The organism is Mycolicibacter icosiumassiliensis (assembly GCF_900078685.2).
Taxonomy (GTDB): domain Bacteria; phylum Actinomycetota; class Actinomycetes; order Mycobacteriales; family Mycobacteriaceae; genus Mycobacterium; species Mycobacterium icosiumassiliensis.
In genome coordinates, this window is the sequence record NZ_LT546166.1 from 3,076,289 (window position 1) to 3,102,004 (window position 25,716).

Here is a 25,716-nt window from a genome sequence, read left to right on the forward strand (position 1 = left end):
AAGGCGAGCCGAGCCGTCGGGGGTGGCAAGGATGAAGAAGCTCATAGCAGGATGTACGGCGCTGGTGACCCTGGGCGCCACCTGCTTCAGTGCCGGGACCAGCGCGGCCGACGACACGCCCGGCAGCGACACGCCCGGCGGGACGGCGAATAATTCGGGCCATCGGAACGCATATGCGCTCGGCGGCGCCCACGTGCTGGGTATCCCCTACGACGAGTACATCCGCCGCGAAGGGGCTGAATGGTTCCCGGGTCTGAAACGACAGATCGTGCACTATCCCGCCGGCCAGGTGCAGGGGCACGTGCTGGAGCGCCTCTTCCCGGGCATCGGCAAGCTCGACGAATCCTTCCCCGGTCTGGGGGCGGACGGCCCCAGCATCGGCGAGTCGGTCGACGAGGGCGAAGGCAACCTGTACGCGGCGATCCGCAACGGCGGTCCCGGCACCGCGATCGGGCTGTCGGAGGGCTCGCTGGTGCTCGACGCCGTGCAGGCCCGGCTGGCAACCGACCCAACCGCTCCCCCGCCGGACAAGCTGAACTTCGCCACATTCGGCGACCCCATTGCGCGGCACGCCTTCGGCCAGAGCTTCCTGACCGCCATGTTCCCGGTCGGATCCGTCGTTCCGGCGATGGACTACCGCGTCCCGGCTCCGGTGGAGAGCCAATACGACACCAAGATGTTCGTCTCCGCCTACGACTCGATCGCCGACTTTCCGGACCGGCCGGACAACCTGTTGGCCCTCGCCAACACCCTCATGGGCCTGGCAACCGGCCACACCGCGGTGGCCTTCACCAACCCGAGCATGGTGCCGCCGCAGAACATCAGGACAACGGTGAACTCCAGAGGCGCGACGACAACGACCTATCTCATCCCCGAAAAGCACCTCCCCCTCGTTATGCCGTTGTCGTACATCGGGATTGACGAAGATACGCTCAATAAGCTGGACGCGATACTGCTGCCCCGGGTGAACGCAGCCTATTCACGCAACGACGATCCGGCGACCGCTCCGGTCCAGGTAGACCCGATCAATGGTTTCGACCCGGCAGCCGTCACCGCACCGGCCACCCAGGCCACCTTCGGCGGCGGGGCCGACCCGGTCTCGCAGATCCTGAACGGCGCAATGTCGGTGTTGTCCGGAATGTCCACGGGCACCAAGGGCTGATCGGCCCGCTGGCCTACACCTTTTCCATGAACTAGTACGGACGTAATGTGACGCCTATGCCTCAGCCATCCATTCTGTCGATGCTGCATGGGCGTGCCAGCCTGCGACCCCACGACGTCGCGTTCACCTTCACGAACTACGAACAAGACTGGGAAGGAATCCGCGAGAGCCTCACCTGGTCACAGCTGTCCCGCCGGACATTCAACGTGGCGCGCGAGCTCAGCTCCCACGGATCCGTGGGCGACCGGGCGGTGATCCTGGCCCCGCAGTCGCTGGATTACATCGCGGCGTTTCTGGGATCCATGCAGGCCGGGCTGGTCGCGGTCCCGCTCCCGTTGCCACACCGCGGCTCAGGTCACGAGCGGGTCAGTGCGGTCTTGGCCGATACCTCGCCTGCGGTGGTCCTGACCACGTCCGCGGTCACCCAAGACGTCGCCGAGTACATTGATGCGGCCCGCCTGGACATCGTGCCGAAGATCGTCGAAATCGACTCGATGCACTTAGACGCTAACGGCGAATCAGGCTCCCGGATAACCGATTTGCCGAGTATCGCGTATTTGCAGTACAGCTCGGGATCAACCCGGCAGCCGACCGGGGTGATGATCTCGCATGGCAATCTACAAACCAATTTCGAGCAGTTGATGCGCAGCTATTTCGCCGGAACCACCGTCCCGTCAGATCTCACCATGGTGTCGTGGCTGCCCTTCTACCACGACATGGGTTTGGTACTGGGCGTCTGCGCGCCGATCCTGGGCGGCTTCCGCGGCGAGCTGACCAGCCCGGTTTCGTTCCTGGAACGACCGGCCCGATGGATCCAGGCACTGGCGCGAAGTCCGCACACCTGGTCGGCGGCCCCGAACTTCGCTTTCGATCTGGCCGCCCGCAAGACGACCGACGGCGATCTGAGCGGACTGGACCTCGGCGCGGTGCTGGGGATCATCAGCGGCGCCGAGCGTGTCGAGGCAGCCACTCTGCACAGATTCGTGGATCGATTCGCGCACTTCAATTTACGGGACGAAATGATGCGCCCGTCGTACGGTTTGGCGGAGGCGACCGTCTTCGTAGCCGCCGGCACCTGGAGCGAAGCAGCACCGGCGGTGCACTTCGATGTCGTTGACTTGGGCGCAGGCCGCGCTCAGCGGTGCGCACCGGGCAAGGGCACTGCGTTGGTCCCCTACCGTGTGCCGCCGTCACCCACGCTGCGGATCGTCGACGACAACGACATCGGCCGTGAGTGCCCGCCGGGCGTGGTCGGCGAGATCTGGGTGCATGGCGCCAATGTCTCCGACGGCTACTGGCGCAAACCGCCCGAGGAGCAGACCTGTTTCGGCGCCACACTTGCCGAACCATCACCGGGCACACCCGACGGCCCCTGGCTGCGCACCGGCGACCAGGGATTTCTCTACGAGGGTGAGCTGTTCATCGTCGGACGCATCAAGGATCTGCTGATCATCCGCGGACGCAACTACTACCCCGAGGACATTGAGACCACGGTCCAACAGATCACCGGGGGTCGAGTCGCGGCGATAGCCGTCCGAGCCGGGGATACCGAGAAGCTGGTCACCATCATCGAGATCAAGCGGCGCGATGCTGCCGGCGACGAGGCAGTGCAGCAGCTCGCCCGCATCGCCAACGAGGTCACCGCGGCAATCGCCACGGAACACGGCTTGACCGTCGGAGACCTCGTGCTGGTGGCGCCCGGCGAGATCCCCACCACGACGAGCGGCAAGATCCGGCGCGCCGCCTGTGCCGAGCAGCACCGCCGGGACGAGTTCACCCGGTTGGACGCCTAAGAGCGTCCGCCCAGCGCTGCCACCCGGCGAGCAGCTCGGGCAGGTCGACACCGAGCACCAGCGGCACGGCCACCGCCGGCTCGAGATGCCCGGGACCGCAAACCGTCAGATAGAGCTCACGCAGCTTGGCCGTCCCGAAGCGCTCGGCCACGAAACGAGCGAACTCCCACGCCCGGTCATAGGCCTGCGCCCGTCGCGGTCCGGGAGCATCCAGGTCGGCATCCGAGGGCAACGCCAGCACCGGTCCGGTCGGCCCGCTCGCCCGATCCCCGGTGGGTCGTGCAACGAAATCGGCTACCCCCTCGATGAGCCAGCGCGGCGCATCGAGCGCGGTGTCGGTGCGGGCGGCGTAGTGAAAAAGCTCATGGGTCAACACGATTCGTAGCGCTGGGGTGCTCATCGCGTCTGCGCCGGGCGCGAAGACGATCCGCTGACCACTCGCGGTCCGACGCTCCGGATCCACCCGGTCGGCGACCGCGACCGCCGCAACATCCGACCACTGCGCAACATCGGCGCTGTCATGTCCGGCAAGTTCGACGAACTGCCGATCCGAGCCGGTGGCCGTCACCTGGATGCGATGCGACCAGTCGGTCCCCCAGAACGCTTCGACCGCGTCGACGGCAGGCCCGATCTCTGCGGCCACCCGCGCCAGCAGTTCCGCGCCGGGCCGGCCACCAAGGTTCTCCAGAATGACGCTGCGATCATCGCCCACGATCAGCGGCACCGCCGCCGGCCGGCGAACGGCTGTGCCCAAAAAGGCGACACCGCTGATCAACTCGACAACCAGCAGCGCCGCCAGCAGGCGGCGGATTCCCCGGCGCTCAGTAACGGCGGGCGTTGTGGATCGGGCCGGACGAGTTCATCGGGACCACCCGGACCGGCTGACCGTAGGTGGACGAGTGGATCATCATGCCGTCGCCGACGTAGATGCCCGAGTGCGACGCGTCCGAATAGAAGGTCAGCACGTCACCGGGCTGCAGGTCGGACAGCGACACCGCCTGCCCGCCGTTGGCCTGCGCCTGGCTGGAGTGCGGCAGGTTGATGCCGGCCTGATGGAACGCCCACATCACCAGTCCGGAGCAGTCGAAGCCGCCCGGCGCGGCCCCGCCCCAGACGTAAGGCGTGCCGACCTGGGTCAACGCCGCCTGCACGGCGGTCGCGGCAGACCCGCCACCGGGCGCGGCCATCGCCATGTCCATCGGGGGCGGCGCGTCGGATCCGGGCATCGGGAATCCCGGGAAACCGGGTGCCGGCGGCATGCCCTCGGGGGCGGGCTCGCCCGGTACGGCTTCGGGCCCTGCGCCAGGCGCGGCCATCGCCGTGCGCTGCTGCGGCGTCAGTGCGTAGTACTGCGATTTCACCACCGAGATCTGCAGCTGCAGTCGGCTTTGGCGGGACTGCAGCTCGGCGCGCACCGCGGCGGCCTGCTCGGCTGCCGTCCGGGCGTCATCAGCCGATTTGGCGGAGGCCTGTTCAGCCTGATTGGCCTGCTCGCTGGCGGTACGAAAACGGTCCAGTTGCACGGCGAGGTCGCCGGAGACCACCCGCTGCACACCGAGCTTGTCGATCAGTTGTTGCGGCGACTCGGCGGTCAGGATGGCGTCCGCGCCGCCGACCCGGCCACCCATGTAGGTGGTGGCGGCGAATCGATTGACGGCCGCTCGGTAGGTGGACAGCTGATCCCGGGCCGCATCCAGGGCAGCTTGATCGGCGGTGTGCGCGTTGTCCGCGGCCTGCTGCGCGGCGAGCTTCTCATCGAGATTGAGCTGCGCGGTGTGCATGGCCTCGGTGGTCTGCTCGGCCTGCCGGGACAGTTCGCTGAGCTTCGCCAGGGCGTCGTCCGCCGGGTCTGCGTGGACGTTTCCGACCAACACGCTGCTCAAAGTCGTGACACCGGCCACCAAGCCGGCCGCGGCGCCGAGGGCAGGGCGCCTCAAAGCACGCAGACGCCACTGCATACGTTCGAGCTCCAAGATTGCATCCTTAACACTGCCCAGGGCGGTACAGGGGGTATACCGCCGCCGAAACGTAAGGTCTCGAATAGGTTACGGAATGGCAACGTCGTTGTCCATCACGAATTGCTGACAGTAACAGTCAGGATTGTGAAAGTTCTAAGGCCGCTCGTCTGGGCCCAGCCCTGGTCAGGCTACGCCCGAGCGGCGCGCCGGCCCGCGCTCGCCCCGGATCGGGACCAGCCGCAATCGGGGCGCCATCCCGGCCTCGGCGAGCACATCCAGCGCTGCCCGCTCGTCTTCGAGTAGTTCGTTGGGCACACCCAGCAACACGCTGACCACACAATCCCGGCACGCCGGTCCGCGCACCGCACAGTCATCGCAGTCGATCACCATCGGATCCGAATCCGCCCGGCGAGCGCCGCGGTCATCCGAGTGTCCCGAGATCTGTCCCATGACGATTCCTCTCGTTCAGTTGCCGGCACGCTAACTCCGGGCACCGACACCCTGGCTTTGCTGAACCGCCGGTGTCAGTGGACCGGCCTACGGTTCGGTACATGACCACCGGCTCGGACACAGGGCAGCTGAGCTTCCCCCATTTCGAAGCCGAATTCGACGCCACCCCGGCCACCCTGCGCGACACCACGTTCGTGGTGGTGGACCTCGAGACCACCGGCGGCCGGGCCTCGCCTCGCGGGGACGACGAAGCGGACGCCATCACCGAGATCGGCGCGGTCAAGGTGCGTGGTGGGGTGGTCGAGGGCGAGTTCGCCACGCTGATCAACCCGCAGCGCGGCATTCCGCCGCAGATCGTCCGGCTGACCGGGATCACCACCGCCATGGTCCATGAGGCCCCCACGATCGACGCCGTGCTGCCGTCCTTCCTCGAGTTCGCCGGATTCGACCGCGGTTCGGTGCTGGTAGCCCACAACGCCGGGTTTGACGTCGGATTCCTGACCGCCGCCGCACGACGTTGTGATCTGGCCTGGCCGCGGCCGCCGGTGCTGTGCACGGTGCGACTGGCACGCCGGGTGCTCAGCCGGGACGAGGCACCCAGTGTCCGCCTTGCCGAGTTGTCTCGGCTCTTCGCGGTGAGCACCACCCCCACCCACCGGGCACTCGACGATGCCCGCGCCACCGTCGATGTCCTGCACGCGCTGATCGCGCGGCTCGGCAACCAGCAAGTCAACACCTACGTCGACCTGCGCGCCTACCTGTCGCACACCACACCCGCCCAGCGCCGCAAGCGCAGCCTGGCCGTCGGGCTGCCGCACCGGCCCGGGGTCTACCTGTTCCGCGGCCCGTCCGACGAAGTGCTCTACATCGGCACCTCCACCAACCTGCGCCGCCGGGTCGCGCAGTACTTCAACGGCTCCGAACGCCGCAGCCGCATCGCCGAGATGGTGGCGCTGGCCACCCGGATCGATCACGTCGAATGCGCACATCCACTGGAGGCCGGGGTGCGCGAACTGCGGATGCTGGCCACCCACGCGCCGCCCTACAACCGACGATCGAAGTTTCCCCGGCGATGGTGGTGGATCACGTTGACGGCCGAGGCTTTCCCGCGCCTGACCGTCGCGCGCACTCCGCGGCACGACCGTGCCATCGGCCCGTTCCGCTCTCGGGCCGAGGCCGCCGAGACCGCCGCCCTGCTATCGCGGTACACCGGAATACGAACCTGCACAACGCGATTGAGCCGGAACAGTCGGCACTGTTGTCCGCCAGCCGAAGTCAGCCCCTGCCCAGCGACGGCGAACACCACCGCAGACGAGTACGCCGAAGCGGTCGGACGTGCGGCCGCGTTGCTCGACGGTGCCGACAACACCGCCCTGGGCATCGCCGTGCAGCAGGTGAACGCGCTGGCTGATCGCGGCCACTACGAAAGTGCCGCGCGGCTGCGCGACCGCACCGCGGCAGCCATTGATGCGCTGTGGCGCAGCCAGCGCGCCCGCGCCCTGGTGGCCCTGCCCGAGCTGGTGGCCGCGGCGCCGGATGGCACCGGTGGGTGGCAGCTGGCGGTGATCCGCCACGGCCGGCTGGCTGCGGGGGGTCCCGCCGATGCCGGTCGTCGATGCGATCACGTTGGGGGCCGAGACGGTGCTACCCGAGCCGGCGCCGTTGGCCGGCGCTCTGGTCGAGGAGACCATGCTTATCGCTCGTTGGCTGGCAGCGCCCGGAGTGCGCATCGTGCGGGTCGACGGTGCCCTCGGGTGGGTGTCCCCGCTGGCTTCGGCCGGACCGTGGACCTCGTGGGCGGCGCTGGCCCGCTCGGCGCGGCTGGCCTCAGAGCTGGGCGCCGAAGCGGACCCAGCGAGCCAACAGCTGTTCGGCCGCGCCGCTGTCGATCGCCTCGGCCGCGCGCGCCAACCCGTCCTCCCAGGCCGGCAACCACTCAGCGCTGCTGGATAGGCCCGCGTGGGCCACCATCGCGCCGGCCGCGTTGAGCACCACGGCGTCGCGCACCGCGCCCTTGGTTCCGGCCAGCACCGAGCGGGCCTCCTCGGCGTTGGCCTGCGCATCGCCGCCGAGCAGCTCGCTCACCTCGGCGCGGGCGAACCCGAAACCGGCCGGGTCGAACGTCAGCCGATCGATGGTGCCGGCCTGCACTCGCCAGATCGTGCTGGTCGTGGTGGTGGTCAGTTCGTCAAGGCCGTCGTCGCCGTGCACCACCAGCACGCTGGACCGCCGCGCCGCGAACACACCGGCCATCACCTCGGCCAACTCGCCGAACGCGCACCCGATCAGCCCGGCCCGCGGTCGCGCCGGGTTGGTCAGCGGTCCCAGCAGGTTGAACACCGTCGGGACGCCGATCTCGCGCCGCGCCACCGAGGCATTGCGATACGACGGCTGAAATTGCGGGGCGAAGCAGAATCCGATGCCGACCTCGGCGACACTGCGCGCCACCTCGTCGGGCCCCAGGTCGATGCGGACCCCCAGCGCCTCCAGGGTGTCGGCGCCCCCGGACAGCGAGCCCGCCGACCGGTTGCCGTGTTTGACCACCGGCACGCCTGCGGCGGCCACCACGATCGCTGCCATGGTGGACAGATTCACCGTGTTGGCACCGTCCCCGCCGGTGCCCACCACGTCGACGGTGTCGGTGCCGATGTTGTCGGTCGGCACCTTGCGGCCGTAGGCCAGCATGACATCGGCCAGCTCGCCCACCTCGGCGGCGGTCGGGCCCTTCATCTGCATCGCCACCCCGAACGCCGCGATCTGAGCAGACGTGGCGGCGCCGGCCATGATCTGCTCCATCGCCCAGGCCGCCTGGCCCCGCGGCAGATCGCTACCGGACGTCAGACCGCCCAGGACCTGTCGCCACTGCCCTATCTGCGCTTTCGGCTGCGTCGCACTACCTGGCTCGACCACGCGCCGATCGTCGCATGCGGCCGCCGGGACACCAAAGCCAACCGGAAACAGGGCCGCAAACAAGTGGAGGACAGAGCGCTAACGAGCGCGTAACGACCCAGACAAGACCAGTTCCAACGAATTGCCAGCCCCGGGTGGAGATCTACAACTACATAGCGTCATACTTGCGGGGTGACGAGCGCTGTGGGGTCCTCGGGTACTGCCATTACTTCTCGTGTGCATTCGCTGAACCGGCCCAACATGGTCAGCGTCGGCACCATCGTGTGGCTGTCCAGTGAGTTGATGTTCTTTGCCGGTTTGTTCGCGATGTACTTCACGGCACGCGCGCAGTCCGGTGGTGCCTGGCCGCCGCCGCCGACGGAGCTGAATCTGTGGCTGGCGGTCCCGGTGACGCTGGTGCTGATCGCGTCATCGTTCACCTGCCAGATGGGCGTGTTCGCCGCCGAGCGCGGCGACGTGTTCGGGCTGCGCCGGTGGTACTTCCTGACCTTCCTGATGGGACTGTTCTTCGTCTGCGGTCAGGGCTACGAGTACTCCCACCTGGTCGCGCACGGCACCACCATCCCGTCGAGCGCCTACGGCACCGTGTTCTATCTGACCACCGGGTTCCACGGCCTGCACGTCATCGGTGGGTTGGTCGCCTTCATCTTCCTGATGCTGCGCACCACGATGAGCAAGTTCACCCCGGCTCAGGCCACCGCCTCGATCGTCGTGTCCTACTACTGGCACTTCGTCGACATCGTGTGGATCGCACTGTTCGCCACGATCTACTTCATCCGATGAGCAACCGCCCGATGAACAGGAGTGTCCGGTTGAAGACACTGAAGAAGTGGGCCCGACCTGGCAACAACGACACCGTCGCCCGCCGGCGCCTGCGCCGTCGGGTCTCCGGCGGACTGCTGCTGCTGGTCGCCCTGGCCCTGGCCGGTGGGATGGCCGCGCTGCTGACCCCGACCCCACAGGTCGCGGTGGCCGACGAATCGGCGTCGGCCCTGCTGCGGACCGGTAAGCAGCTCTTCGACACCTCATGTGTCAGCTGCCACGGCGCCAACCTGCAGGGTGAGGTGGGCCGCGGGCCGAGCTTGATCGGCGTCGGCGAGGCCGCCGTCTACTTCCAGGTCTCTAGTGGCCGGATGCCCGCGGTCCGCGGTGAGGCGCAGGCCCCCCGCTCCTTCCCGATCTTCGACGACAAGCAGACCGACGCCCTGGGCGCCTACGTGCAGGCCAATGGCGGCGGCCCCACCGTGGTGCGCAACGCCGACGGCAGCATCGCGCAGGCGTCGCTGCGCGGTGACGACCTGGGCCGCGGCGGCGACCTCTTCCGCCTCAACTGCGCGTCCTGCCACAACTTCACCGGCCGGGGCGGCGCGCTGTCCTCGGGTAAGTACGCTCCCGACCTGGAGCCGGCCAGCGAGCAGCAGATCCTTACCGCCATGCTGACCGGCCCGCAGAACATGCCGCGCTTCTCCGACCGGCAGATCTCCATGGAGGAGAAGAAGGACATCATCGCCTACGTGAAATCCGTTACCGAGGAACGTTCTCCGGGCGGTTACGGGCTCGGCGGGTTCGGCCCGGCGCCCGAGGGCATGGTGATTTGGATTATCGGCATGGTCGCAGCCATCGCCGCGGCAATGTGGATCGGGGCACGTTCATGAGCAGCAACGACAAGACCGGACTTCCTGACGACGCGGCACTGGCGACGATGTCCAACGACGAGCTACTGGCTCTCGGCGGCAGCATCGACGGTGTCAACACCGTCTTCAAGGAGCCGCGCTGGCCGGTCGAGGGCACGCGGGCCGAGAAGCGCGCCGAGCGCCGCGTGGCGGCCTGGTTCCTGGCCGGTGGCGGCTTCGGGCTGGCCCTGCTGCTGGTCTTCCTGTTCTGGCCGTGGGAGTACGCGCCGTCGGAGTCCCCGGACGGCTTGGCCTACTCGCTGGCAACTCCGCTGTACGGCTTGACCTTCGGGCTCTCGGTGCTGTGCATCGCGATCGGCGCGGTGCTGTTCGTCAAGAAGTTCATCCCCGAAGAGATCACCATCCAGGACCGGCACGACGGCAGCTCCCCCGAGATCGACCGTAAGACCGTGGCGGCCCAGCTGACCGACGCGTTCGAGGGCTCGACGATCGGGCGACGCAAGCTGCTGGGCGCCTCGCTGGGTGTCGGGTTCGGCGCGTTCGGTCTGGGCACCCTGGTGGCCGGCGCCGGCGGCCTGATCAAGAACCCGTGGAAGCCGGTCGTCGACACCGCCGAAGGCAAGAAGGCCGCGCTGTGGACTTCGGGGTGGACCCCGCGCTACCCCGGCGAGACGATCTACCTGGCCCGCGCGACCGGTCAGAGCACCAACTCTCCGTTCGTCAAGATGCGGCCCGAGGACCTGGACGCCGGCGGCATGGAGACGGTGTTCCCGTGGCGGGAGTCCGACGGCGACGGGACCACCGAGGAATCGAACGAGAAGCTCACCGCGATCATGATGGGCGTCCGTAACCCGGTGATGCTGATCCGTATCCGGCCCGACGACATGCCCAAGGTGGTCAAGCGCCAAGGCCAGGAGAGCTTCAACTACGGCGACTTCTTCGCCTACACCAAGATCTGCTCGCACCTGGGCTGTCCGTCTTCGCTGTTCGAGCAGCAGACCTACCGGATCCTGTGCCCGTGCCACCAGTCGCAGTTCGACGCGCTGCACTTCGCCAAGCCGGTCTTCGGCCCGGCGGCTCGCGCGCTGGCACAGTTGCCGATCACCATTGACGCCAATGGGCATCTGGTCGCCAACGGCGACTTCATCGAACCTGTCGGACCGGCCTTCTGGGAGCGCACCTCATGAGCCCTGCAATCGGCGATCTGCTCGCACGCCAAGCAGACGACATCGACACCCGCTACCACCCGGCGGCCGCGCTGCGCCGCCAGTTCAACAAGGTCTTCCCGACGCACTGGTCGTTCCTGCTCGGTGAGATCGCGTTGTACAGCTTCATCATCTTGCTGCTGTCCGGTGTCTACCTGACGCTGTTCTTCGACCCGTCGATGGCCGAGGTCATCTACCACGGCGTCTACCAGCCGCTCAACGGCGTGCAGATGTCGCGGGCTTACGAGTCCGCCCTGGACATCTCCTTCGAGGTCCGCGGCGGCCTGTTCGTCCGCCAGCTGCACCACTGGGCCGCGCTGATGTTCGCGGCGTCGATCATGGTGCACCTGGCGCGCATCTTCTTCACCGGCGCGTTCCGCCGGCCGCGTGAGGCGAACTGGGTGATCGGGTCGCTGCTGCTGATCCTGGCGATGTTCGAGGGCTACTTCGGCTACTCACTGCCCGACGATCTGCTGTCCGGTATCGGTCTACGCGCCGCGCTGTCCTCGATCACGCTGGGCATGCCGGTGATCGGCACCTGGCTGCACTGGGCGCTGTTCGGCGGCGACTTCCCGGGCACCATCTTGATCCCCCGGCTCTACGCCCTGCACATCCTGCTGATCCCGGGCATCATTTTGGCCTTGATCGGCGTACACATGGCACTGGTGTGGTTCCAGAAGCACACCCAGTTCCCCGGCCCGGGCCGCACCGAGACCAACGTCGTGGGCGTGCGGGTGCTGCCGGTCTTCGCGATCAAGTCGGGCGCGTTCTTCGCGATGATCACCGGCATCCTCGGTCTGATGGGTGGTCTGCTGCAGATCAACGCGATCTGGAACCTGGGCCCCTACCGGCCATCTCAGGTGTCGGCGGGTAGCCAACCGGACTTCTACATGATGTGGACTGAAGGCCTTGCCCGGTTGTGGCCGGCGTGGGAGTTCTACCCCTTCGGTCACACCATTCCCGGTCCGGTCGGCGTTGCGCTGATCATGGGTGCGGTCTTCATCCTGCTGATGGTCTACCCGTTCCTGGAGAAGAAGTTCACCGGCGACTACGCCCACCACAACCTGCTGCAGCGTCCCCGGGACGCACCGGTCCGTACCGCGATCGGAGCCATGGCGATCAGCTTCTACATGGTGCTGACCCTGGCTGCGATGAACGACATCATTGCGTGGAAGTTCCACATCTCGCTGAACGCGACAACGTGGATCGGCCGCATCGGGATGGTGGTGCTGCCGCCGCTGATCTTCTTCGCCACCTACCGGTGGTGCATCGGGCTGCAGCGCAGTGACCGTGACGTGCTGGAGCACGGTATCGAGACCGGCATCATCAAGCGGCTGCCGCACGGTGCCTACATCGAACTGCACCAGCCGCTGGGCCCGGTCGACGACCACGGCCACCCGATTCCGCTGGAATACGCCGGCGCGGCGCTGCCGAAGAAGATGAACAAGCTGGGTTCCGCCGGTACTCCCGGCCGGGGCAGCTTCTTGACGGCCGACCCGGTCGACGAGGACGCCGCGCTCAACGAGGCGGCACACGCCAGCGAACGGCGTGCGCTGACCGCGCTGGCCGAGCACCAAGGCGGTAACACCAACGGTCACCATTAGGCCCACTGGGTCCGAACAATCGGGCAGCCTGCGCAATCTCCTGCGCGGGCTGCCCGTTTTGGTTGGTGCGGCACCGGAATTCGACCCGGCGCAGGCACCGGCCGATCCTGTCGCACTGTTCATCCAATGGTTGCTGCACGCTGTCGACAGCGGTGTGGTGGAACCCCATGCGATGACGTTGTCGACGGTCGAAGCCGCCGGCACGGGCGGCGCGCGGCCGTCTGCGCGGGTGCTGATACTCAAGGACATCGACGCCGCCGGCTGGCATTTCGGAGTCAGTTCGGCCAGTCGCAAGGGCGCCGAACTGGCCCGCAATCCGGCTGTCTCACTGACGTTTTACTGGCCCACATTGGGTCGTCAGGTCAGGGTCGACGGCACGGCCCTCCCCGATCCGCCACCGGTGACCGCCGACGATTTCCTGGCCCGCTCCGACGGCGCCCGAGCGATGGTGCTCACCGGCCGGCAGAGCGAGCCCTATACCGATCCGGCCGAGCTCACCGAGGCGCTTGCCAAGGCGCGGCTGGAACTTGAGCGCTCCCCCGCCCTAGTGCCCGTCGAGTGGGTGTCGTATGCGGTACGGGCCGACGCCGTCGAATTCTGGCAGGCCGACCCCACCCGCCGGCACCGCAGGCTGCGTTATGAGCGAGACGGGACGAGCTGGTCAACGACGCTGCTCTGGCCGTAGCCGGTCAGGTGGCTCAGCCGAAACGCGACGGCAGTTCCAGCACGTCACCCAGGCGACGCAGGTACAGCCACGGAATCACCGGCATGGCCGCAGCGCCGACCCCGGCCAGCCCGTAGCAGACCCACGAGCCGGTGTCCTTGCCGACGGCCATCAGATAGGTGGCCAACGCGACCAAGGTCAACGCACCACCCAACGCGGCGGCCAGCACCGTGATACCCCGCAGCAGCACCCGGTCCACCTGAGCCTGGTTGGGCAGCACCTGGCGGGTACCGGTCGCCCGCCGGCCCGGAGCGTCGAAGCCGGGCTGCTGAAGCGGGGCGTTCTGGGCGTTCGGGCGCGGCGGCTTGGCCGGCGTCTGGGACGGGAAGCCGGGGGCCCGCGGCGGGCCGGGCTGGCGTGCCCGCAACAGCACCGGAATGGCCGCGAGAATGACCAACGCCGAGGCGCCGATCACGATGTAGAGCAGGCCGCTATGAGAACTCCTGGTCGGCTCGTGAAAGCCCCGCCCGAGATCCACCAGTGCCACCGTGGCCGCCACACTCATACCGAGCAGCGTCAACCAGATCGCGGCACACGCGCCCAGCAGGATGCGGTCGGTCATCTCCGGGGACTGCCCCGGTCGAATGAATCGATCTACCATGTTCCCGCCGGTCATCCGCAGCTCGTCGCCGGTGCGTCATTGCTGTTGGAGAACAACACCCTACCGTCACTGCTGGTAATCGAGCAGTTGAGTTTGCTCAACCGCAGCATGCTGGTCGCCTCCACCGAACCGATCTCCGACTGGGAGATCGGGGTCAGGGTCAGCGACCACGGGATGTAGGCGTTGCGCTGGGTACGACGTTGCCCGGAGGCATCCACGTAGGTGATCGTGATCTGGTCGAACGGCGCCTTGGTGCCCGTCACCGAGTAGGTCACCTGCAGCGGTTTCGCCTGCGTGGTCGTGGTGGTCTCCTGCGTCGTGGTCGATGGCACGGGTGCCGCTGCTGGGCGGGGGGGGCGGCGGCACCGTGGTGCTGGTGCTGGTCCGGGTGATCTCGTCCTGTACCGGCGGCACCGAGACCGTGCTGCTCGTGGTGGCGGGCGTCGCCAGCTCGTGGGTCTCGGTGCGGGCGAACAGCAATGCCACCGACACCACCAGGGAGACCGCGGCGATGATCACGGTGACACCGACCACCCACGGCCACCGGGGCGTCTTGGCGCCTGGCTCCGGTTCCTCGGGCACGTCGTAGTTGTCGTAGTCGTAGAGCCGCGGGTCCACCGGAACGTAGGGGCCGCTCAGAAACTGCTCGGATTCGGGCGCCGAGTAGGCCTGCGAGTACGCGGTATTGTCTGCCGGCACGGATGCCGGGGTGGCAGCCACATCGTCCAGCGGCTGAATCTCCCCGCCCGCACCTGCGTCGGGAGCCATGTCAGAAGCCGGCTGACCTTTGCCGGAGCCCTCGTCTCCAGAGCCCGTCTCTGGGGGATTCGGCCCGCTCATTCCCGCCTATCCTGTTCAAACCGCCGCGCCGCGACCTGACCGGTTGCGGTCGACATCAACCACCGTTGGTCATTGTGCCTCGGCAACCCTACCCAAGCGGGTCGACACGGCGGCCGCGGCGCAGATGTGGTCAGTGTTTCTCGGGGCCGATGTAGTACTCGAAGACCAGTCCGGCCACGCTCGACAACACGAACACCACTCCGGCGGCGATCAGCCACGGGAGCCACAGTGCGATCCCGACGGCCGCCACCGAGCCAGACAACGCGATCAGAATCGGCCACCAGCTGTGCGGGCTGAAGAAGCCCAACTCGCCGGCGCCGTCACTGACTTCGGCCGCCTCGTAGTCCTCGGGCCGGGTGTCCAGCCGGCGCGCCACGAACCGGAAGAAGGTGGCCACGATCATGGCCATCATGCCGGTCAGGAACAGCGCGGTAGTGCCGGCCCATTCCACACCGCCGGTGGCGAACTTCCCGGTCAGCACCGCGTAGATCACCCCGACCACCAGGAAGAAGGTGGCGACGAACTCGAACAGCCTGGATTCGATGCGCATGCGGTTGTCCCTACTTGTTGCTGGCTTGCGGGGCTAGCAGGCCACGGCGGCTGTCGAACGGGAACGTGGTGGTCGCCAACGGGTCCTGTTTGATCGCCTCCAGCGCCTCGGCGTTGGTCTTTCCGGCGATGCGCTGATCCAGATAGGCCTTGAAGTCATTGGGCGAGACCACCCGGACTTCGAAGTTCATCATCGCGTGGTAGGTGCCGCACATCTCGGCGCAGTGGCCGACGAACGCGCCCTCCTTGGTGATCTCGGCGACCTGGAAGGTGTTCACCTGGTTGTTGCGCTCGGGCCAGGCGATGACGTCGCGCTTGAACAGGAACTCGGGCACCCAGAAGGAGTGGATGACGTCGGCCGAGTTGAGCACGAACTCGATGCGCTTACCGCTCGGCAGCACCAGCACCGGGATCTCGCCGGTGGTGCCGACCGTCTCGATCTTGTCGAAGTTCAGGTAGGTGCGGTCCTCGGTGTTCAGACCCTGGACCGGTCCGACCCGCTCTTCGCCGTGCGCGTCCACGCCCTCGGGCTTGGAGGTCATGGCGTCCTTGCGGGGCTGGTCCACGCCGTCGTAGCTGAGCGTGTGGTCGTGGAAGTCGACCTTCTGGTAACCGAACTTCCAGTTCCACTGGAAGGCGGTGACGTCGACGACCACCTCGGGGTTCGGCTCGTGGTGCAGCATCTTCTCCTGCACGACAACGGTGAAGTAGAAGATCACCGCGACGGCCAGGAACGGCACGACGGTCAGGCCGAGTTCCAGCGGCATGTTGTAGCCGAACTGGCGCGGCAGTTCGGTGTCGGTCGCCTTCTTGCGGTGGAAGATCATCGACCAGAAGATCATTCCCCAGACGAGCCCACCGATCACCACCGAAGCGATGACCATGCCGATCCACAGCTGGTAGTTGGCCTGCGCCTCTGGCGTGATGCCCTTGGGCCAGCCGAAGCCGACCACATCGGTCCAGTCGACGCTGCAACCGCTGAGCGTCACCGCCAGCAGTCCGAGCACGCTGACCGCGGTCAGCGGTCGAAGCAGACGGCGATGTGCAACGCCCTGCCCGCGACGTGTCACGTTGGTGCCTCCTCGAGTCACAGAACGGGCCGACTGACCCGGCGGAGCAGTCGAATACTACGCAGCGTAGACCACCCGGATCACCGAGGTTTGATGTACCTGCCGGTTTGTCGCCGCACTGTGTTGACCGCCTCATCCGACTCCCCCGGTCCGCACCGGCCCTGCGCAGGCAGGGGCCGATACCGGTGCGGCATACTGGGACCCGATGTGTGGACTGCTGGCCTTCGTATGTGCCCCGGCCGGCACGACACCCGGCCCTGATGTGGCCGAAGTCGCCGGCGCGGTGTCGCGCGCGACCCACCTGATGCGCCACCGCGGTCCGGACGAGCCAGGCGGCATCTGGGCCGGCGACCGCGTGGTGTTCGGGTTCAACCGGCTGTCGTTCATCGACATCGCCCATTCGCACCAGCCCATGCGGTGGGGTCCGCCAGAGGCCCCGGAGCGCTACGAACTGGTGTTCAACGGTGAGATCTACAACTACCTGGAACTGCGCGAAGAGCTGGCCGCCGAGCACGGCGCAGTGTTTGCCACCGACGGTGACGGCGAGGCGATCGTCGCGGCCTACCACTACTGGGGCGCCGAGGTCCTGACCAGGCTGCGGGGCATGTTCGCCTTCGCAGTGTGGGACACCGTGGCCGGCGAGCTGTTCTGCGCCCGCGACCCGTTCGGAATCAAGCCGCTGTTCATGGCGTCCGGTCCGGGCGGCACGGTGGTGGGCAGCGAGAAGAAATGCCTGCTGGACCTGGCCGAGCAGGTGGGGTTCGACACCGAAATCGACACTCGCGCCGTCCAGCACTACACGGTGCTGCAGTACGTGCCGGAACCGGAGACGCTGCACCTGGGCATTCGCCGGCTGGAATCGGGCTGTTACGCCCGGATTCGGCCCGGCGGTACGCCGGAGACCACCCGCTACTTCCGGCCGCGGTTCGACGCCACCCCGATCACCCGCGACACCGAACAGGCGCGCTACGACGAGATCACCGCGGTACTCGAGGATTCGGTCGCCAAGCACATGCGGGCCGACGTCACCGTGGGCGCGTTCCTGTCCGGAGGAATCGACTCCACCGCGATCGCGGCGCTGGCGATGCGCCACAACCCGAAGCTGATCACCTTCACCACTGGGTTCGAGCGCGAAGGCTTCTCCGAGGTCGACGTCGCCGCTGCGTCCGCCGAGGCGATCGGCGCCCGGCACGTGGTCAAGGTGGTCAGCCCGGCCGAGTTCGTCGCCGCGCTGCCGGAGATCGTCTGGTACCTCGACGACCCGGTCGCCGACCCGGCACTGGTCCCGCTGTACTTCATCGCCGCCGAAGCCCGTAAGCACGTCAAGGTGGTGCTCTCCGGCGAGGGCGCCGACGAGTTGTTCGGCGGCTACACGATCTATCGAGAGCCGCTGTCGCTGCGTCCGTTCGACTACCTGCCGGCACCGGTGCGCCGATCGCTGGGCAAGGCGTCGCGGCCGTTGCCCGAGGGAATGCGCGGCAAGAGCCTGCTGCACCGCGGGTCGCTCACGCTGCAGGAGCGCTACTACGGCAACGCACGCAGCTTCTCCGACGAACAACTGCGTGCGGTGCTGCCCGGCTTCTCCCCCGACTGGACCCACACCGACGTCACCGCCCCGGTGTATGCCGAATCCGCCGGCTGGGATCCGGTGGCCCGGATGCAGCACATCGATCTGTTCACCTGGCTGCGCGGCGACATCCTGGTCAAGGCCGACAAGATGACGATGGCCAATTCGCTGGAGCTGCGGGTGCCGTTCTTGGACCCCGAGGTGTTCGCGGTGGCGTCGCGCCTTCCGGTGTCGGCCAAGATCACCCGCACCACCACCAAGTACGCGCTGCGCCGCGCACTGGAGCCGATCATTCCCGCGCATGTGCTGCACCGCCCCAAGCTCGGCTTCCCGGTGCCGTTGCGGCACTGGCTGCGCGCCGGTGAGCTGTTGGAGTGGGCGTACGCGATGGTGGACGCCACCGGTGCCGATCACCTGATCGATGTCGCCGCGGTGCGCACGATGCTCGACGAGCACCGCGTCGGCACCGCCGATCACAGCCGTCGACTGTGGACGGTGCTGATCTTCATGCTGTGGCACGCGATCTTCGTCGAGCACAGCGTGGTACCGGTCATCAGGGAGCCGGACTACCCCGTGCGGCTTTGAGCCCCTGGGCTTTCACCCCCGCGAGCAGACGCAGAATCGCATCCGGCAAACCGCTGCGAGGCGATTCTGCGTCTGCTCGGCAGGTTACTTGAGCGCGGCGTCGATCTCGGCGGCGGCGGCATCGCCGTAGGCATCGGCCAATCGGCTCACCGCCGCGGCACGGTCCCACACCCATTCCTGGGTTCCGGTGGATTCCAGCACCAGCACCGCCACCAGCGAACCGAGCTGCGCGGAGCGCTCCAGGCTCAACCCGGCGCTGCGTCCGGTGAGGAAGCCGGCGCGGAAGGCGTCGCCGACCCCGGTCGGGTCGGTCTGGGACTTCTCCGGAACCACGCCGACGTGGACGCGGGAGCCGTCCGGGGAGACGATGTCGACGCCGTCGCCGCCCAGGGTGGTCACCCGCAGCCCGACCTGCTTCATGACGTCGGCCTCGGTCCAGCCGGTCTTGGACAGCAGCAGGTCCCACTCGTAGTCATTGGTGAACAGGTAGGCGGCACCGTCGATGAGCTTGCGGATCTCATCCCCGGTCAGCCGGGCCAGCTGCTGCGACGGGTCGGCGGCGAACGCCAGCCCCAGCTTGCGGCACTCCTCGGTGTGCAAGAACATCGCCTCGGGGTCGTTGGCCCCGACGATCACCAGCTCCGGCTTCCCGGTGGCCTCGACCAGCTTGGCCAGCGAGATGTTGCGGGCCTCCGACATCGCGCCCGGGTAGAACGACGCGATCTGGGCCATGTCCTGGTCAGTGGTGCAGACAAAGCGGGCCGTGTGCGCGGTCGTCGAGGTCAGCACGTGGTCGCAGTTGACACCGTTGGACACCAGCCACTGCCGGTAGTCGGCGAAGTCAGCGCCGGCGGCGCCGACCAGGGCCGCATCACCACCGAGCACACCGATGGCGAAGGCGATGTTGCCCGCTACGCCACCGCGGTGCACCACCAGGTCATCGACCAGGAAGCTCAGCGAAACTTTCTGCAGGTGATCGGCCAGCAGCTGTTCGGAGAACCGACCCGGAAAGCGCATCAGATGGTCGGTCGCGATCGAACCGGTCACCGCAATCGTCACTGAACAATCCCCCTCGTAGTGTCACCATGGGCCTGGATGTGGGTACCCACGGTAGCGGTCCGGTACTGCCGGTCCGCCGCCGGGCAGCACAAAACGCCCGGCTTGCAGGTGATATCAGGTGCTCAGTTGAACGAGTCGCCGCACGAGCACGAGCCGCCGGCGTTGGGGTTCTCGATGGTGAAGCCCTGCTTGTCGATCTGGTCGGCGTAGCCGATCTCGGCACCCTGCAGGTACGGCGCGCTCATCCGGTCGACGGTCAGCGTGACGCCGTTGAACTCCGTGACCACGTCACCGTCGAGGCTGCGGTCGTCGAAGAACAGGTTGTAGCGCAGGCCGGCGCAGCCCCCCGGCTGGACCGAGATCCGCAGGGTCAGGTCGTCACGACCCTCCTGTTCCAGCAGCGCTTTCACCTTGGCCGCGGCCTCATCGGTCAAGACGACGTTGCCCTGAGACTCGGTGGTCGACTGATCCTGAACAGTCATTGCGTCTCCCTATTGCGGTTGATCATGGGGGCGGGCCCGGCCTCGACTCAAGGCGTTCGAGCCCACCTCAACAACGATACCCTGCGCCAACGTGTTCCCTATCGACGCGACGAGCCCGGCGGTCAGCGAGGCTCGACGCAGGAGAGGCGAAGCTGGACCGCCGAATCACCCGGGCGAACGCGCCGCGCGGCCGCCGATCTGCGCCGCGGTGACGGCGGTCAGCCCGATCAGCTGGTTGGCGGCATCGATCAGCGCCAGCCCTACCGAGCCGGCGTAGTCGGCGATTGCCCGGGCGGCCACCACCCCGGCCGACTGCAATGCGGGCTCGTCCAGGCTGATCTGTCCGGCCAGCACCAGCAGCGGGATCGCCCGCGCCCGGGCCGCAGCCGCCAGCGAACCGACCACTTTTCCGTGCAGCGACTGCTGATCGAAGTGGCCCTCGCCGGTGACCAGGACGTCGGCGTCGGCGAGCGCGGCGTCCAGACCGGTGTGGCGGGCCACGATCTCCGCCCCGGATTCGACGGTGCCGCCCAGGGCCAGCACGGCTGCTCCGATTCCCCCGGCCGCCCCGGCGCCCGACGCGGCGCTGGCCGCCCATCCGGCGGCGGCGTCCAGTTCGGTTGCCCAGGCGGCCAGCCGGCTCTCGAGTACCGCGACCGTGGCCGCGTCGGCGCCCTTCTGCGGCCCGAACACGCGGGCCGAGCCCCACGGGCCCAGTAGCGGGTATTCCACGTCGCAGGCGGCGACCAATTCGACCCCGGCGAGCCGCCGGCGTCCGGCGGCCAGGCCGCCCAGTTCATCGACCATGCCGCGGCCGCCGTCGGTGCAGGCGCTGCCGCCGAGTCCCAGCACGATTCGCTGCGCCCCGGCCGCCAGCGCCGCGGCGACGAGCTGGCCCACGCCGGTGCTGTGGGCGGCCAGCGCGGTCCGCGGCGATGGGGGTCCGCCGAGCAGTCCCAAGCCACATGCCTGGGCGCATTCCAGGTAAGCCGTGTTGGCTGCGGCGTCCCAAACCCACTCGGCGTCGACCGGGTCGTCGAGCGGTCCGCTGACCCGGGACTGCTGCACCGCGCCCAGCGCGGTGGCCAGCACCGCGACGAAGCCCGGGCCGCCGTCAGATTGCGGTGCGATGGCCAGCCGGTCGTGGGGCCGGCTGCGATGCCAGCCCGTCGAGATGGCGGCGGCGGCCTGTACTGCGGTCAGGCTCTCGCCGAAACAGTCCGGCGCGATCAGGACCCGAAGCGCCCGTGCGCCGGAACCGGCGGAGCCGCCGGCACCCGGGTGATCAGCCATCTCTGCAGGGTATCGAGCCGCGCGGACGGCGACGCAGGCCGGGCGGGGCGGGCAAGTAATCTGGCGGGCGTGAAGTTGCCGGGGCGCCGAAAAGGCGAGACTCAGTCCGCTGAGTCCGTGGTCTCCGCCGTCTCTGTCGACGGCGCCGAGTCCGAGGACTCCGCGCGTGGCGGCGTCACCGCTCCCAAAGGCCGGCCCACCCCCAAGCGCGGCGACGGCAAGCGCCGCGGCCCGGTGGCGCCGGCTCCGATGACCTCCGCGGAAGCCCGGGCCCGGCGCAAGTCGCTGGCCGGCCCGAAGCTGAGCAAGGAGGAACGCCGGATCGCCAAGGCGGAGCGCCGTGAGCGAATGGCCGACCGCCGGGCACGGATGCTGTCCGGCGACGAGGCGGCCTTGTTGGAACGCGACCGCGGCCCGGTGCGCCGGTACGTTCGCGACATCGTCGACGCCCGATACAACCTGCTGGGCCTGTTCATGCCGGTCGCGCTGGGGCTGATGTTCATCATGATGGCGGTCCCGCAGATTCAGTTCTACATTTCGCCGGCGATGATGCTGCTGATGGTCTTGATGGCCGTCGACGGGGTGCTGGTGGCCCGCAAGGCCGGCCGGATGGTTGACGCCAAGTTCCCGGACAGTGTCGAAAGCCGTTGGAAGCTGGGACTTTACGCCGCCAGCCGCGCATCCACCCTGCGCCGCATGCGGGCACCGCGCCCGCAGGTGCGGCGCGGCGAACGTCTCGACTGAGCCCGAATCGGGGCCGACTACCTTGGATTTCGTGGATTTCCCACCGGTCAGCCCACCCGATTCCGCGGTGGCAGCGGCCGCCCGGGCCAGGCAAGATTCGCTGACCAAACCGGCGGGTTCCCTGGGCCGCCTGGAGGCCCTTTCGGTGTGGGCGGCGGCCTGCCAGGGGCACTGTCCGCCGAGACAGTTCGAACGTGTTCGCATTGTGGTGTTCGCCGGCGATCACGGCGTAACCCGGGGGCGGGTGTCCGCCTACCCCGCGGAGGTGACGGCGCAGATGGTCGCCAACATCGACCGCGGCGGGGCGGCCATTAACGCGCTGGCCACCATCGGCGGGGCCGGGGTGCGGGTGGTGGACATGGCCGTCAATGACGATGCGACCCACTCCCCCGGGACGTCGAGAGAGTCCAGCGTCTACAAGGTGNGGCCGACACCGCCGATGGATTGGGGTGCGCCCGGCCCGCTCCGCAGGCGCTGCAGGTGATGCGCGAGGGATCGACCGGCCCGTTCGGTGTCGTCGCGGTGGTGCTGGTGATCGGCCTGCAGGCAACGACCTTCCCCATGCTGGGCGCCGGGCAGATCGTGCTCGCGGTCTGCGCGGGCCGGGTGGCCGCGGTGTTGGCCTGCCGGCGCTCGGTGCCGGCCGCGGCCGGAAGCATGCTGGGCGCCACGGTGGCCGGCAGTCAGCCACTGCCGGTCGCGGCCGCCTGGGTGGTGGCAGTGCTGGTCGCGGCGATACCCGCCGGCTCGGCGCCGTGGCAGGGTCCGGTTGCCGTCGCCCTGGCCCTGGGTTGTACCGCCTTGCTGGTAAAACGCTGTGTGCGGCGCCTCGGTGGTATCACCGGCGATGTTCTGGGAGCCGTTATCGAGTGGACGACAACACTGGTCGCGGTGACGCTCGCCGCGCTCTGACCACCGAGACCACTCAGGCAACTGACATATTTCTCCGAGCTGATACACATTTCTACCCCCTAATTTCTTACCTTCAGGGTAGTTTTGTAAAAATTTGGTCGGCATTAACATCTCGTCCACGGGGAGGCGCGTCGATGGTTCGCCATCAGAACTACAGCAAGCGCAGTCGGGAGTCACGAAAAGCGATGACAGATGACACCGCCGATGACGACGAAGGTGACGTTGACTACCCCGACTGTTGCGACCGCATAGCCCTGGAGTGGTCGCCGGTGGTCGACGACGTCAGCCTGCCGCCGGATCCGGTGGGCTGAGCTGCGACTCAGTCGAGCCGGGCCATCCATCCGTGGGTGTCGGCGAAGGTACCGCGCTGGATGCCGGTCAGAGTGTCGCGCAGCGCCATGGTGACCTCACCGGGCTGGCCGTCGGCGATGGTGAACTCGCCGTCCGCGGATTTGACCAGCGATACCGGGGTGATGACAGCGGCCGTCCCGCAGGCGAAGACCTCGGTGATCTCGCCCGAAGCGGCCTTCTTCTGCCATTCACTGACATCGATCTTGCGTTCTTCGACACTAAACCCAGCATCAGTTGCCAACTGCAGCAACGAATCCCGCGTGATACCGGGCAACAGTGAGCCAGAAAGCTCCGGGGTGACCAGACGTGCCGAGCCACCGGTGCCGAACACGAAGAACAGGTTCATCCCGCCCATCTCTTCGACGTAGCGCCGCTCGGCCGCATCCAGCCACACCACCTGGTCGCAGCCGTTGTCGGCAGCCTGCGCCTGGGCGACCAGCGACGCAGCGTAGTTGCCGCCGAACTTGGCGGCGCCGGTACCGCCGGGGCAGGCCCGCACGTACTCCGTCGACAGCCACACGCTCACCGGCTTGATTCCACCCTTGAAGTACGCCCCGGCCGGTGAGCCCATCACCAGGCAGCGGTACTCGTTGGCCGGGCGCACCCCCAGTCCCGGCTCGGTGGCGAAGACGAACGGGCGCAGGTACAGCGATTCCTCACCGCCGGGCGCCGGGACCCAGGCGCCGTCCACGGCGATCAACTGCCGCAACGACTCGATGAACAGATCATCAGGCAGCTCCGGGATGGCCAGCCGCCGCGACGAGGCCCGCATCCGGGCAGCATTTGCCTCGGGCCGGAACGAGACGATCGATCCGTCCGTCCACCGGTAGGCCTTGAGCCCTTCGAACACTTCCTGCGCGTAGTGCAGGACGATGGCCGAGGGGTCCAGTTCGATGGGCCCGTAAGGGATGACCCGCGCATTGTGCCAACCCGCATCCACGGTGTAGTCGATCGACACCATGTGGTCGGTGTGGTACTTACCGAAACCCGGGTCCGCCAAAATGGATTCGCGCACCTCGTCGGGCGTCGGGTTTGCGGTAACCGACACATGGAACTCGAGGAGGCTGCGCGTCATGCAGCGATTGTATAACCGGTGCGCTAGCGGGTTTTTGCCGTGACGAACGGCGGCGTCACCACCTCGCATTCGACGGCGCGGCCGCGCACGTCGACATCCAGCCGTCCACCATCTTCTATGCCCGCATCGGTGTCGATCAATGCCAGCGCAATGCCGGCCTTCAGCGTCGGGGAGAACGTGCCCGACGTGGTGACCCCGACCCGGCGGTCACCGTCGAGCACGGCCAGGTCGGCACGCAACACTCCCCGACCCGTGGCGCGCAGGCCGCGCAGCAGTCGCGCGGGGCCGGCGGCCTTCTCCGCCAGCAGCGCGTCGCGGCCGAAGAACGATTCCTTTTTCCAGCCGATCGCCCAGCCGCAGCGGGCCTGTAGCGGCGAGATGGTCGGCGACAGTTCGTGACCGTGCAGCGCGTAGCCCATCTCGGTGCGCAGGGTGTCGCGGGCGCCCAGGCCGGCCGGCTCACCGCCGATCCGCCGCACGGCCTCCACCAATGCGTCGAACACCACCCCCGCGGACTCCCACGCCGGCAGCAGCTCGTAGCCGTGTTCACCGGTGTAGCCGGACCGGCACACCCGTACCGGTACGCCGGCGAACCCAGCATCGGCGAACGCCATGTAGTCCATCTCGGTCGGCAGCCCGAGGCCGGCCAGCACCTCTGCCGATCGTGGCCCCTGCACCGCCAGCACCGCGCGCGAGCGGTGTTCGTCGGTGATCGTCACCCCGGCCGGCGCCACCTCCTGCAGCACGGCCACCACGGCCGCGGTGTTGGCGGCGTTGGGCACCAGAAAGATCTCGTCGTCGGAGACGTAGTAGGCAATCAGGTCATCGATCACGCCACCGGATTCGTTGCAGCACAACGTGTACTGGGCCTGCCCCGGCGCGATCCTGGCCATGTCGTTGGTCAGCGTCGCGTTGACGAAGGCCGCGGCACCCGGTCCGCGAACGGTCGCCTTACCCAGGTGGCTGACGTCGAACAGACCCACGGTGTCGCGGGTGGCAGTGTGCTCGGCGACGGTGCCGGCATAGGACACCGGCATCAGCCACCCGCCGAACTCGGCGAAGCTGGCGCCCAAGGCGCGATGGCGGTCTTCCAGGGGTCCGTGTTGCAGTTCGCTCACGTCGAGCCACCCTAATCGGCACACTTGTGT

Annotated in this window: 22 protein-coding genes and 4 pseudogenes; 13 read left to right on the forward strand and 13 right to left on the reverse strand. The window is 67.9% G+C overall.

Annotation, left to right across the window (positions count from 1 at the left end):
• The first annotated feature begins 31 nt into the window (after window positions 1-31).
• Together pe and BN4346_RS38620 are read left to right on the forward strand one after the other, a co-directional pair.
• Window positions 32-1,162 (forward strand): acyltransferase PE, encoded by a 1,131-nt coding sequence (pe, locus tag BN4346_RS38615; RefSeq protein ID WP_067973996.1) that lies wholly within the window; start codon window positions 32-34, stop codon window positions 1,160-1,162.
• A gap of 56 nt (window positions 1,163-1,218) precedes the next feature.
• Complete coding sequence (locus BN4346_RS38620; protein WP_078058708.1) at window positions 1,219-2,955, forward strand: AMP-binding protein; 1,737 nt, start codon at window positions 1,219-1,221, stop codon at window positions 2,953-2,955.
• Here BN4346_RS38620 and BN4346_RS38625 read toward each other — a convergent pair.
• The 3 genes from BN4346_RS38625 to BN4346_RS38635 form a co-directional block, all read right to left on the reverse strand.
• Window positions 2,936-3,709, reverse strand: coding sequence for an eCIS core domain-containing protein (locus BN4346_RS38625; protein ID WP_235653661.1), 774 nt, complete (start codon window positions 3,707-3,709; stop codon window positions 2,936-2,938). The genes BN4346_RS38620 and BN4346_RS38625 overlap by 20 nt on opposite strands.
• A 67-nt stretch (window positions 3,710-3,776) precedes the next feature.
• Window positions 3,777-4,913 carry a peptidoglycan hydrolase RipC gene (ripC, locus tag BN4346_RS38630; protein WP_096867549.1) on the reverse strand — a complete coding sequence of 379 codons (1,137 nt, stop codon included), beginning with the start codon at window positions 4,911-4,913 and terminating at the stop codon, window positions 3,777-3,779.
• 183 nt (window positions 4,914-5,096) lie between these two features.
• Entirely contained in the window at window positions 5,097-5,363 is a 267-nt protein-coding gene (locus BN4346_RS38635; RefSeq protein ID WP_235653662.1) for a hypothetical protein, read from the reverse strand.
• 101 nt (window positions 5,364-5,464) lie between these two features.
• Between BN4346_RS38635 and BN4346_RS38640 the strand changes: the two are divergent.
• Window positions 5,465-6,916: pseudogene (locus BN4346_RS38640) on the forward strand (DEDD exonuclease domain-containing protein); the annotation flags it as partial.
• Window positions 6,917-7,190: 274 nt separating this feature from the next.
• Here BN4346_RS38640 and trpD read toward each other — a convergent pair.
• On the reverse strand, window positions 7,191-8,273 hold the full coding sequence (gene trpD, locus BN4346_RS38645; protein ID WP_067974438.1) for an anthranilate phosphoribosyltransferase: 1,083 nt from the start codon (window positions 8,271-8,273) through the stop codon (window positions 7,191-7,193).
• Between the two features lie 171 nt (window positions 8,274-8,444).
• Here trpD and ctaE point away from each other — a divergent pair, with 171 nt between their 5' ends.
• From ctaE to BN4346_RS38670, 5 genes are read left to right on the forward strand one after another with little or no spacing between them, the layout of a single operon-like run.
• On the forward strand, window positions 8,445-9,056 hold the full coding sequence (gene ctaE, locus BN4346_RS38650) for an aa3-type cytochrome oxidase subunit III (RefSeq protein ID WP_067974006.1): 612 nt from the start codon (window positions 8,445-8,447) through the stop codon (window positions 9,054-9,056).
• Window positions 9,053-9,928 (forward strand): cytochrome bc1 complex diheme cytochrome c subunit, encoded by an 876-nt coding sequence (gene qcrC / locus BN4346_RS38655; protein ID WP_235653663.1) that lies wholly within the window; start codon window positions 9,053-9,055, stop codon window positions 9,926-9,928. The genes ctaE and qcrC overlap by 4 nt, the downstream gene beginning before the upstream one ends.
• On the forward strand, window positions 9,925-11,094 hold the full coding sequence (qcrA, locus tag BN4346_RS38660) for a cytochrome bc1 complex Rieske iron-sulfur subunit (RefSeq protein WP_067974443.1): 1,170 nt from the start codon (window positions 9,925-9,927) through the stop codon (window positions 11,092-11,094). The genes qcrC and qcrA overlap by 4 nt, the downstream gene beginning before the upstream one ends.
• On the forward strand, window positions 11,091-12,716 hold the full coding sequence (gene qcrB / locus BN4346_RS38665) for a cytochrome bc1 complex cytochrome b subunit (RefSeq protein ID WP_067974010.1): 1,626 nt from the start codon (window positions 11,091-11,093) through the stop codon (window positions 12,714-12,716). Before qcrA ends, qcrB begins: the two co-directional genes overlap by 4 nt.
• Before the next feature lie 58 nt (window positions 12,717-12,774).
• Entirely contained in the window at window positions 12,775-13,401 is a 627-nt protein-coding gene (locus tag BN4346_RS38670; protein WP_078058709.1) for a pyridoxine/pyridoxamine 5'-phosphate oxidase, read from the forward strand.
• Between the two features lie 13 nt (window positions 13,402-13,414).
• On the opposite strand, the gene BN4346_RS38675 is transcribed toward BN4346_RS38670, so the two are convergent.
• The 4 genes and pseudogenes from BN4346_RS38675 to ctaC all read right to left on the reverse strand — a co-directional run bounded on the left by BN4346_RS38675 (window position 13,415) and on the right by ctaC (window position 16,521).
• A complete protein-coding gene (locus BN4346_RS38675) occupies window positions 13,415-14,056 on the reverse strand; it encodes a DUF2561 family protein (RefSeq protein ID WP_067974014.1) in 642 nt (213 codons plus the stop codon).
• Window positions 14,053-14,881: pseudogene (locus BN4346_RS38680) on the reverse strand (MmpS family transport accessory protein). Before BN4346_RS38680 ends, BN4346_RS38675 begins: the two are co-directional and overlap by 4 nt.
• Window positions 14,882-15,011: 130 nt before the next feature.
• A complete protein-coding gene (locus BN4346_RS38685) occupies window positions 15,012-15,431 on the reverse strand; it encodes a cytochrome c oxidase subunit 4 (protein WP_067974017.1) in 420 nt (139 codons plus the stop codon).
• Between the two features lie 10 nt (window positions 15,432-15,441).
• Window positions 15,442-16,521 (reverse strand): aa3-type cytochrome oxidase subunit II, encoded by a 1,080-nt coding sequence (gene ctaC, locus BN4346_RS38690; RefSeq protein WP_067974020.1) that lies wholly within the window; start codon window positions 16,519-16,521, stop codon window positions 15,442-15,444.
• A 184-nt stretch (window positions 16,522-16,705) separates the two neighbouring features.
• Here ctaC and asnB point away from each other — a divergent pair, with 184 nt between their 5' ends.
• On the forward strand, window positions 16,706-18,652 hold the full coding sequence (gene asnB, locus BN4346_RS38695) for an asparagine synthase (glutamine-hydrolyzing) (RefSeq protein ID WP_067974022.1): 1,947 nt from the start codon (window positions 16,706-16,708) through the stop codon (window positions 18,650-18,652).
• An 84-nt stretch (window positions 18,653-18,736) separates the two neighbouring features.
• On the opposite strand, the gene BN4346_RS38700 is transcribed toward asnB, so the two are convergent.
• The 3 genes from BN4346_RS38700 to BN4346_RS38710 form a co-directional block, all read right to left on the reverse strand.
• Complete coding sequence (locus BN4346_RS38700) at window positions 18,737-19,711, reverse strand: carbohydrate kinase family protein (protein ID WP_067974025.1); 975 nt, start codon at window positions 19,709-19,711, stop codon at window positions 18,737-18,739.
• Between the two features lie 122 nt (window positions 19,712-19,833).
• Entirely contained in the window at window positions 19,834-20,193 is a 360-nt protein-coding gene (erpA, locus tag BN4346_RS38705; protein ID WP_067974028.1) for an iron-sulfur cluster insertion protein ErpA, read from the reverse strand.
• A 165-nt stretch (window positions 20,194-20,358) separates the two neighbouring features.
• The gene (locus BN4346_RS38710; RefSeq protein ID WP_067974032.1) at window positions 20,359-21,486 is read right to left on the reverse strand and encodes a glycerate kinase family protein; all 1,128 of its coding nucleotides are present in this window, start codon (window positions 21,484-21,486) and stop codon (window positions 20,359-20,361) included.
• A 69-nt stretch (window positions 21,487-21,555) separates the two neighbouring features.
• Here BN4346_RS38710 and BN4346_RS38715 point away from each other — a divergent pair, with 69 nt between their 5' ends.
• The 4 genes and pseudogenes from BN4346_RS38715 (at window position 21,556) to BN4346_RS49520 (ending at window position 23,453) form a co-directional block, all read left to right on the forward strand.
• The gene (locus BN4346_RS38715) at window positions 21,556-22,230 is read left to right on the forward strand and encodes a DUF3043 domain-containing protein (protein WP_067974034.1); all 675 of its coding nucleotides are present in this window, start codon (window positions 21,556-21,558) and stop codon (window positions 22,228-22,230) included.
• Between the two features lie 31 nt (window positions 22,231-22,261).
• Window positions 22,262-22,606, forward strand: a pseudogene (locus BN4346_RS38720) (nicotinate-nucleotide--dimethylbenzimidazole phosphoribosyltransferase); the annotation flags it as partial.
• A 20-nt stretch (window positions 22,607-22,626) separates the two neighbouring features.
• Window positions 22,627-23,142, forward strand: a pseudogene (locus tag BN4346_RS38725) (adenosylcobinamide-GDP ribazoletransferase); the annotation flags it as partial.
• A gap of 185 nt (window positions 23,143-23,327) precedes the next feature.
• Window positions 23,328-23,453, forward strand: a complete 126-nt coding sequence (locus BN4346_RS49520) for a hypothetical protein (protein ID WP_268811484.1) — start codon at window positions 23,328-23,330, stop codon at window positions 23,451-23,453.
• 8 nt (window positions 23,454-23,461) lie between these two features.
• Here the strand turns inward: BN4346_RS49520 and BN4346_RS38730 are convergent, their stop codons facing one another.
• Window positions 23,462-24,568: a branched-chain amino acid aminotransferase gene (locus BN4346_RS38730; RefSeq protein ID WP_067974037.1), complete on the reverse strand. Its 1,107-nt coding sequence runs from the start codon at window positions 24,566-24,568 to the stop codon at window positions 23,462-23,464.
• Window positions 24,569-24,591: 23 nt separating this feature from the next.
• On the reverse strand, window positions 24,592-25,686 hold the full coding sequence (gcvT, locus tag BN4346_RS38735; protein ID WP_067974039.1) for a glycine cleavage system aminomethyltransferase GcvT: 1,095 nt from the start codon (window positions 25,684-25,686) through the stop codon (window positions 24,592-24,594).
• Window positions 25,687-25,716: the final 30 nt, after the last annotated feature.

Bases quoted from the DNA above. Each gene is read 5' to 3' on its own strand.
- BN4346_RS38710 (WP_067974032.1), bottom strand. From the start codon at position 21,486: ATGGCTGATCACCCGGGTGCCGGCGGCTCCGCCGGTTCCGGCGCACGG.
- BN4346_RS49520 (WP_268811484.1), top strand. From the start codon at position 23,328: ATGACAGATGACACCGCCGATGACGACGAAGGTGACGTTGACTACCCC.
- pe (WP_067973996.1), top strand. From the start codon at position 32: ATGAAGAAGCTCATAGCAGGATGTACGGCGCTGGTGACCCTGGGCGCC.
- ripC (WP_096867549.1), bottom strand. From the start codon at position 4,913: ATGCAGTGGCGTCTGCGTGCTTTGAGGCGCCCTGCCCTCGGCGCCGCG.
- qcrA (WP_067974443.1), top strand. From the start codon at position 9,925: ATGAGCAGCAACGACAAGACCGGACTTCCTGACGACGCGGCACTGGCG.
- BN4346_RS38730 (WP_067974037.1), bottom strand. From the start codon at position 24,568: ATGACGCGCAGCCTCCTCGAGTTCCATGTGTCGGTTACCGCAAACCCG.
- asnB (WP_067974022.1), top strand. From the start codon at position 16,706: ATGTGTGGACTGCTGGCCTTCGTATGTGCCCCGGCCGGCACGACACCC.
- qcrB (WP_067974010.1), top strand. From the start codon at position 11,091: ATGAGCCCTGCAATCGGCGATCTGCTCGCACGCCAAGCAGACGACATC.
- qcrC (WP_235653663.1), top strand. From the start codon at position 9,053: ATGAGCAACCGCCCGATGAACAGGAGTGTCCGGTTGAAGACACTGAAG.
- BN4346_RS38685 (WP_067974017.1), bottom strand. From the start codon at position 15,431: ATGCGCATCGAATCCAGGCTGTTCGAGTTCGTCGCCACCTTCTTCCTG.
- BN4346_RS38675 (WP_067974014.1), bottom strand. From the start codon at position 14,056: ATGACCGGCGGGAACATGGTAGATCGATTCATTCGACCGGGGCAGTCC.
- erpA (WP_067974028.1), bottom strand. From the start codon at position 20,193: ATGACTGTTCAGGATCAGTCGACCACCGAGTCTCAGGGCAACGTCGTC.
- BN4346_RS38635 (WP_235653662.1), bottom strand. From the start codon at position 5,363: ATGGGACAGATCTCGGGACACTCGGATGACCGCGGCGCTCGCCGGGCG.
- BN4346_RS38620 (WP_078058708.1), top strand. From the start codon at position 1,219: ATGCCTCAGCCATCCATTCTGTCGATGCTGCATGGGCGTGCCAGCCTG.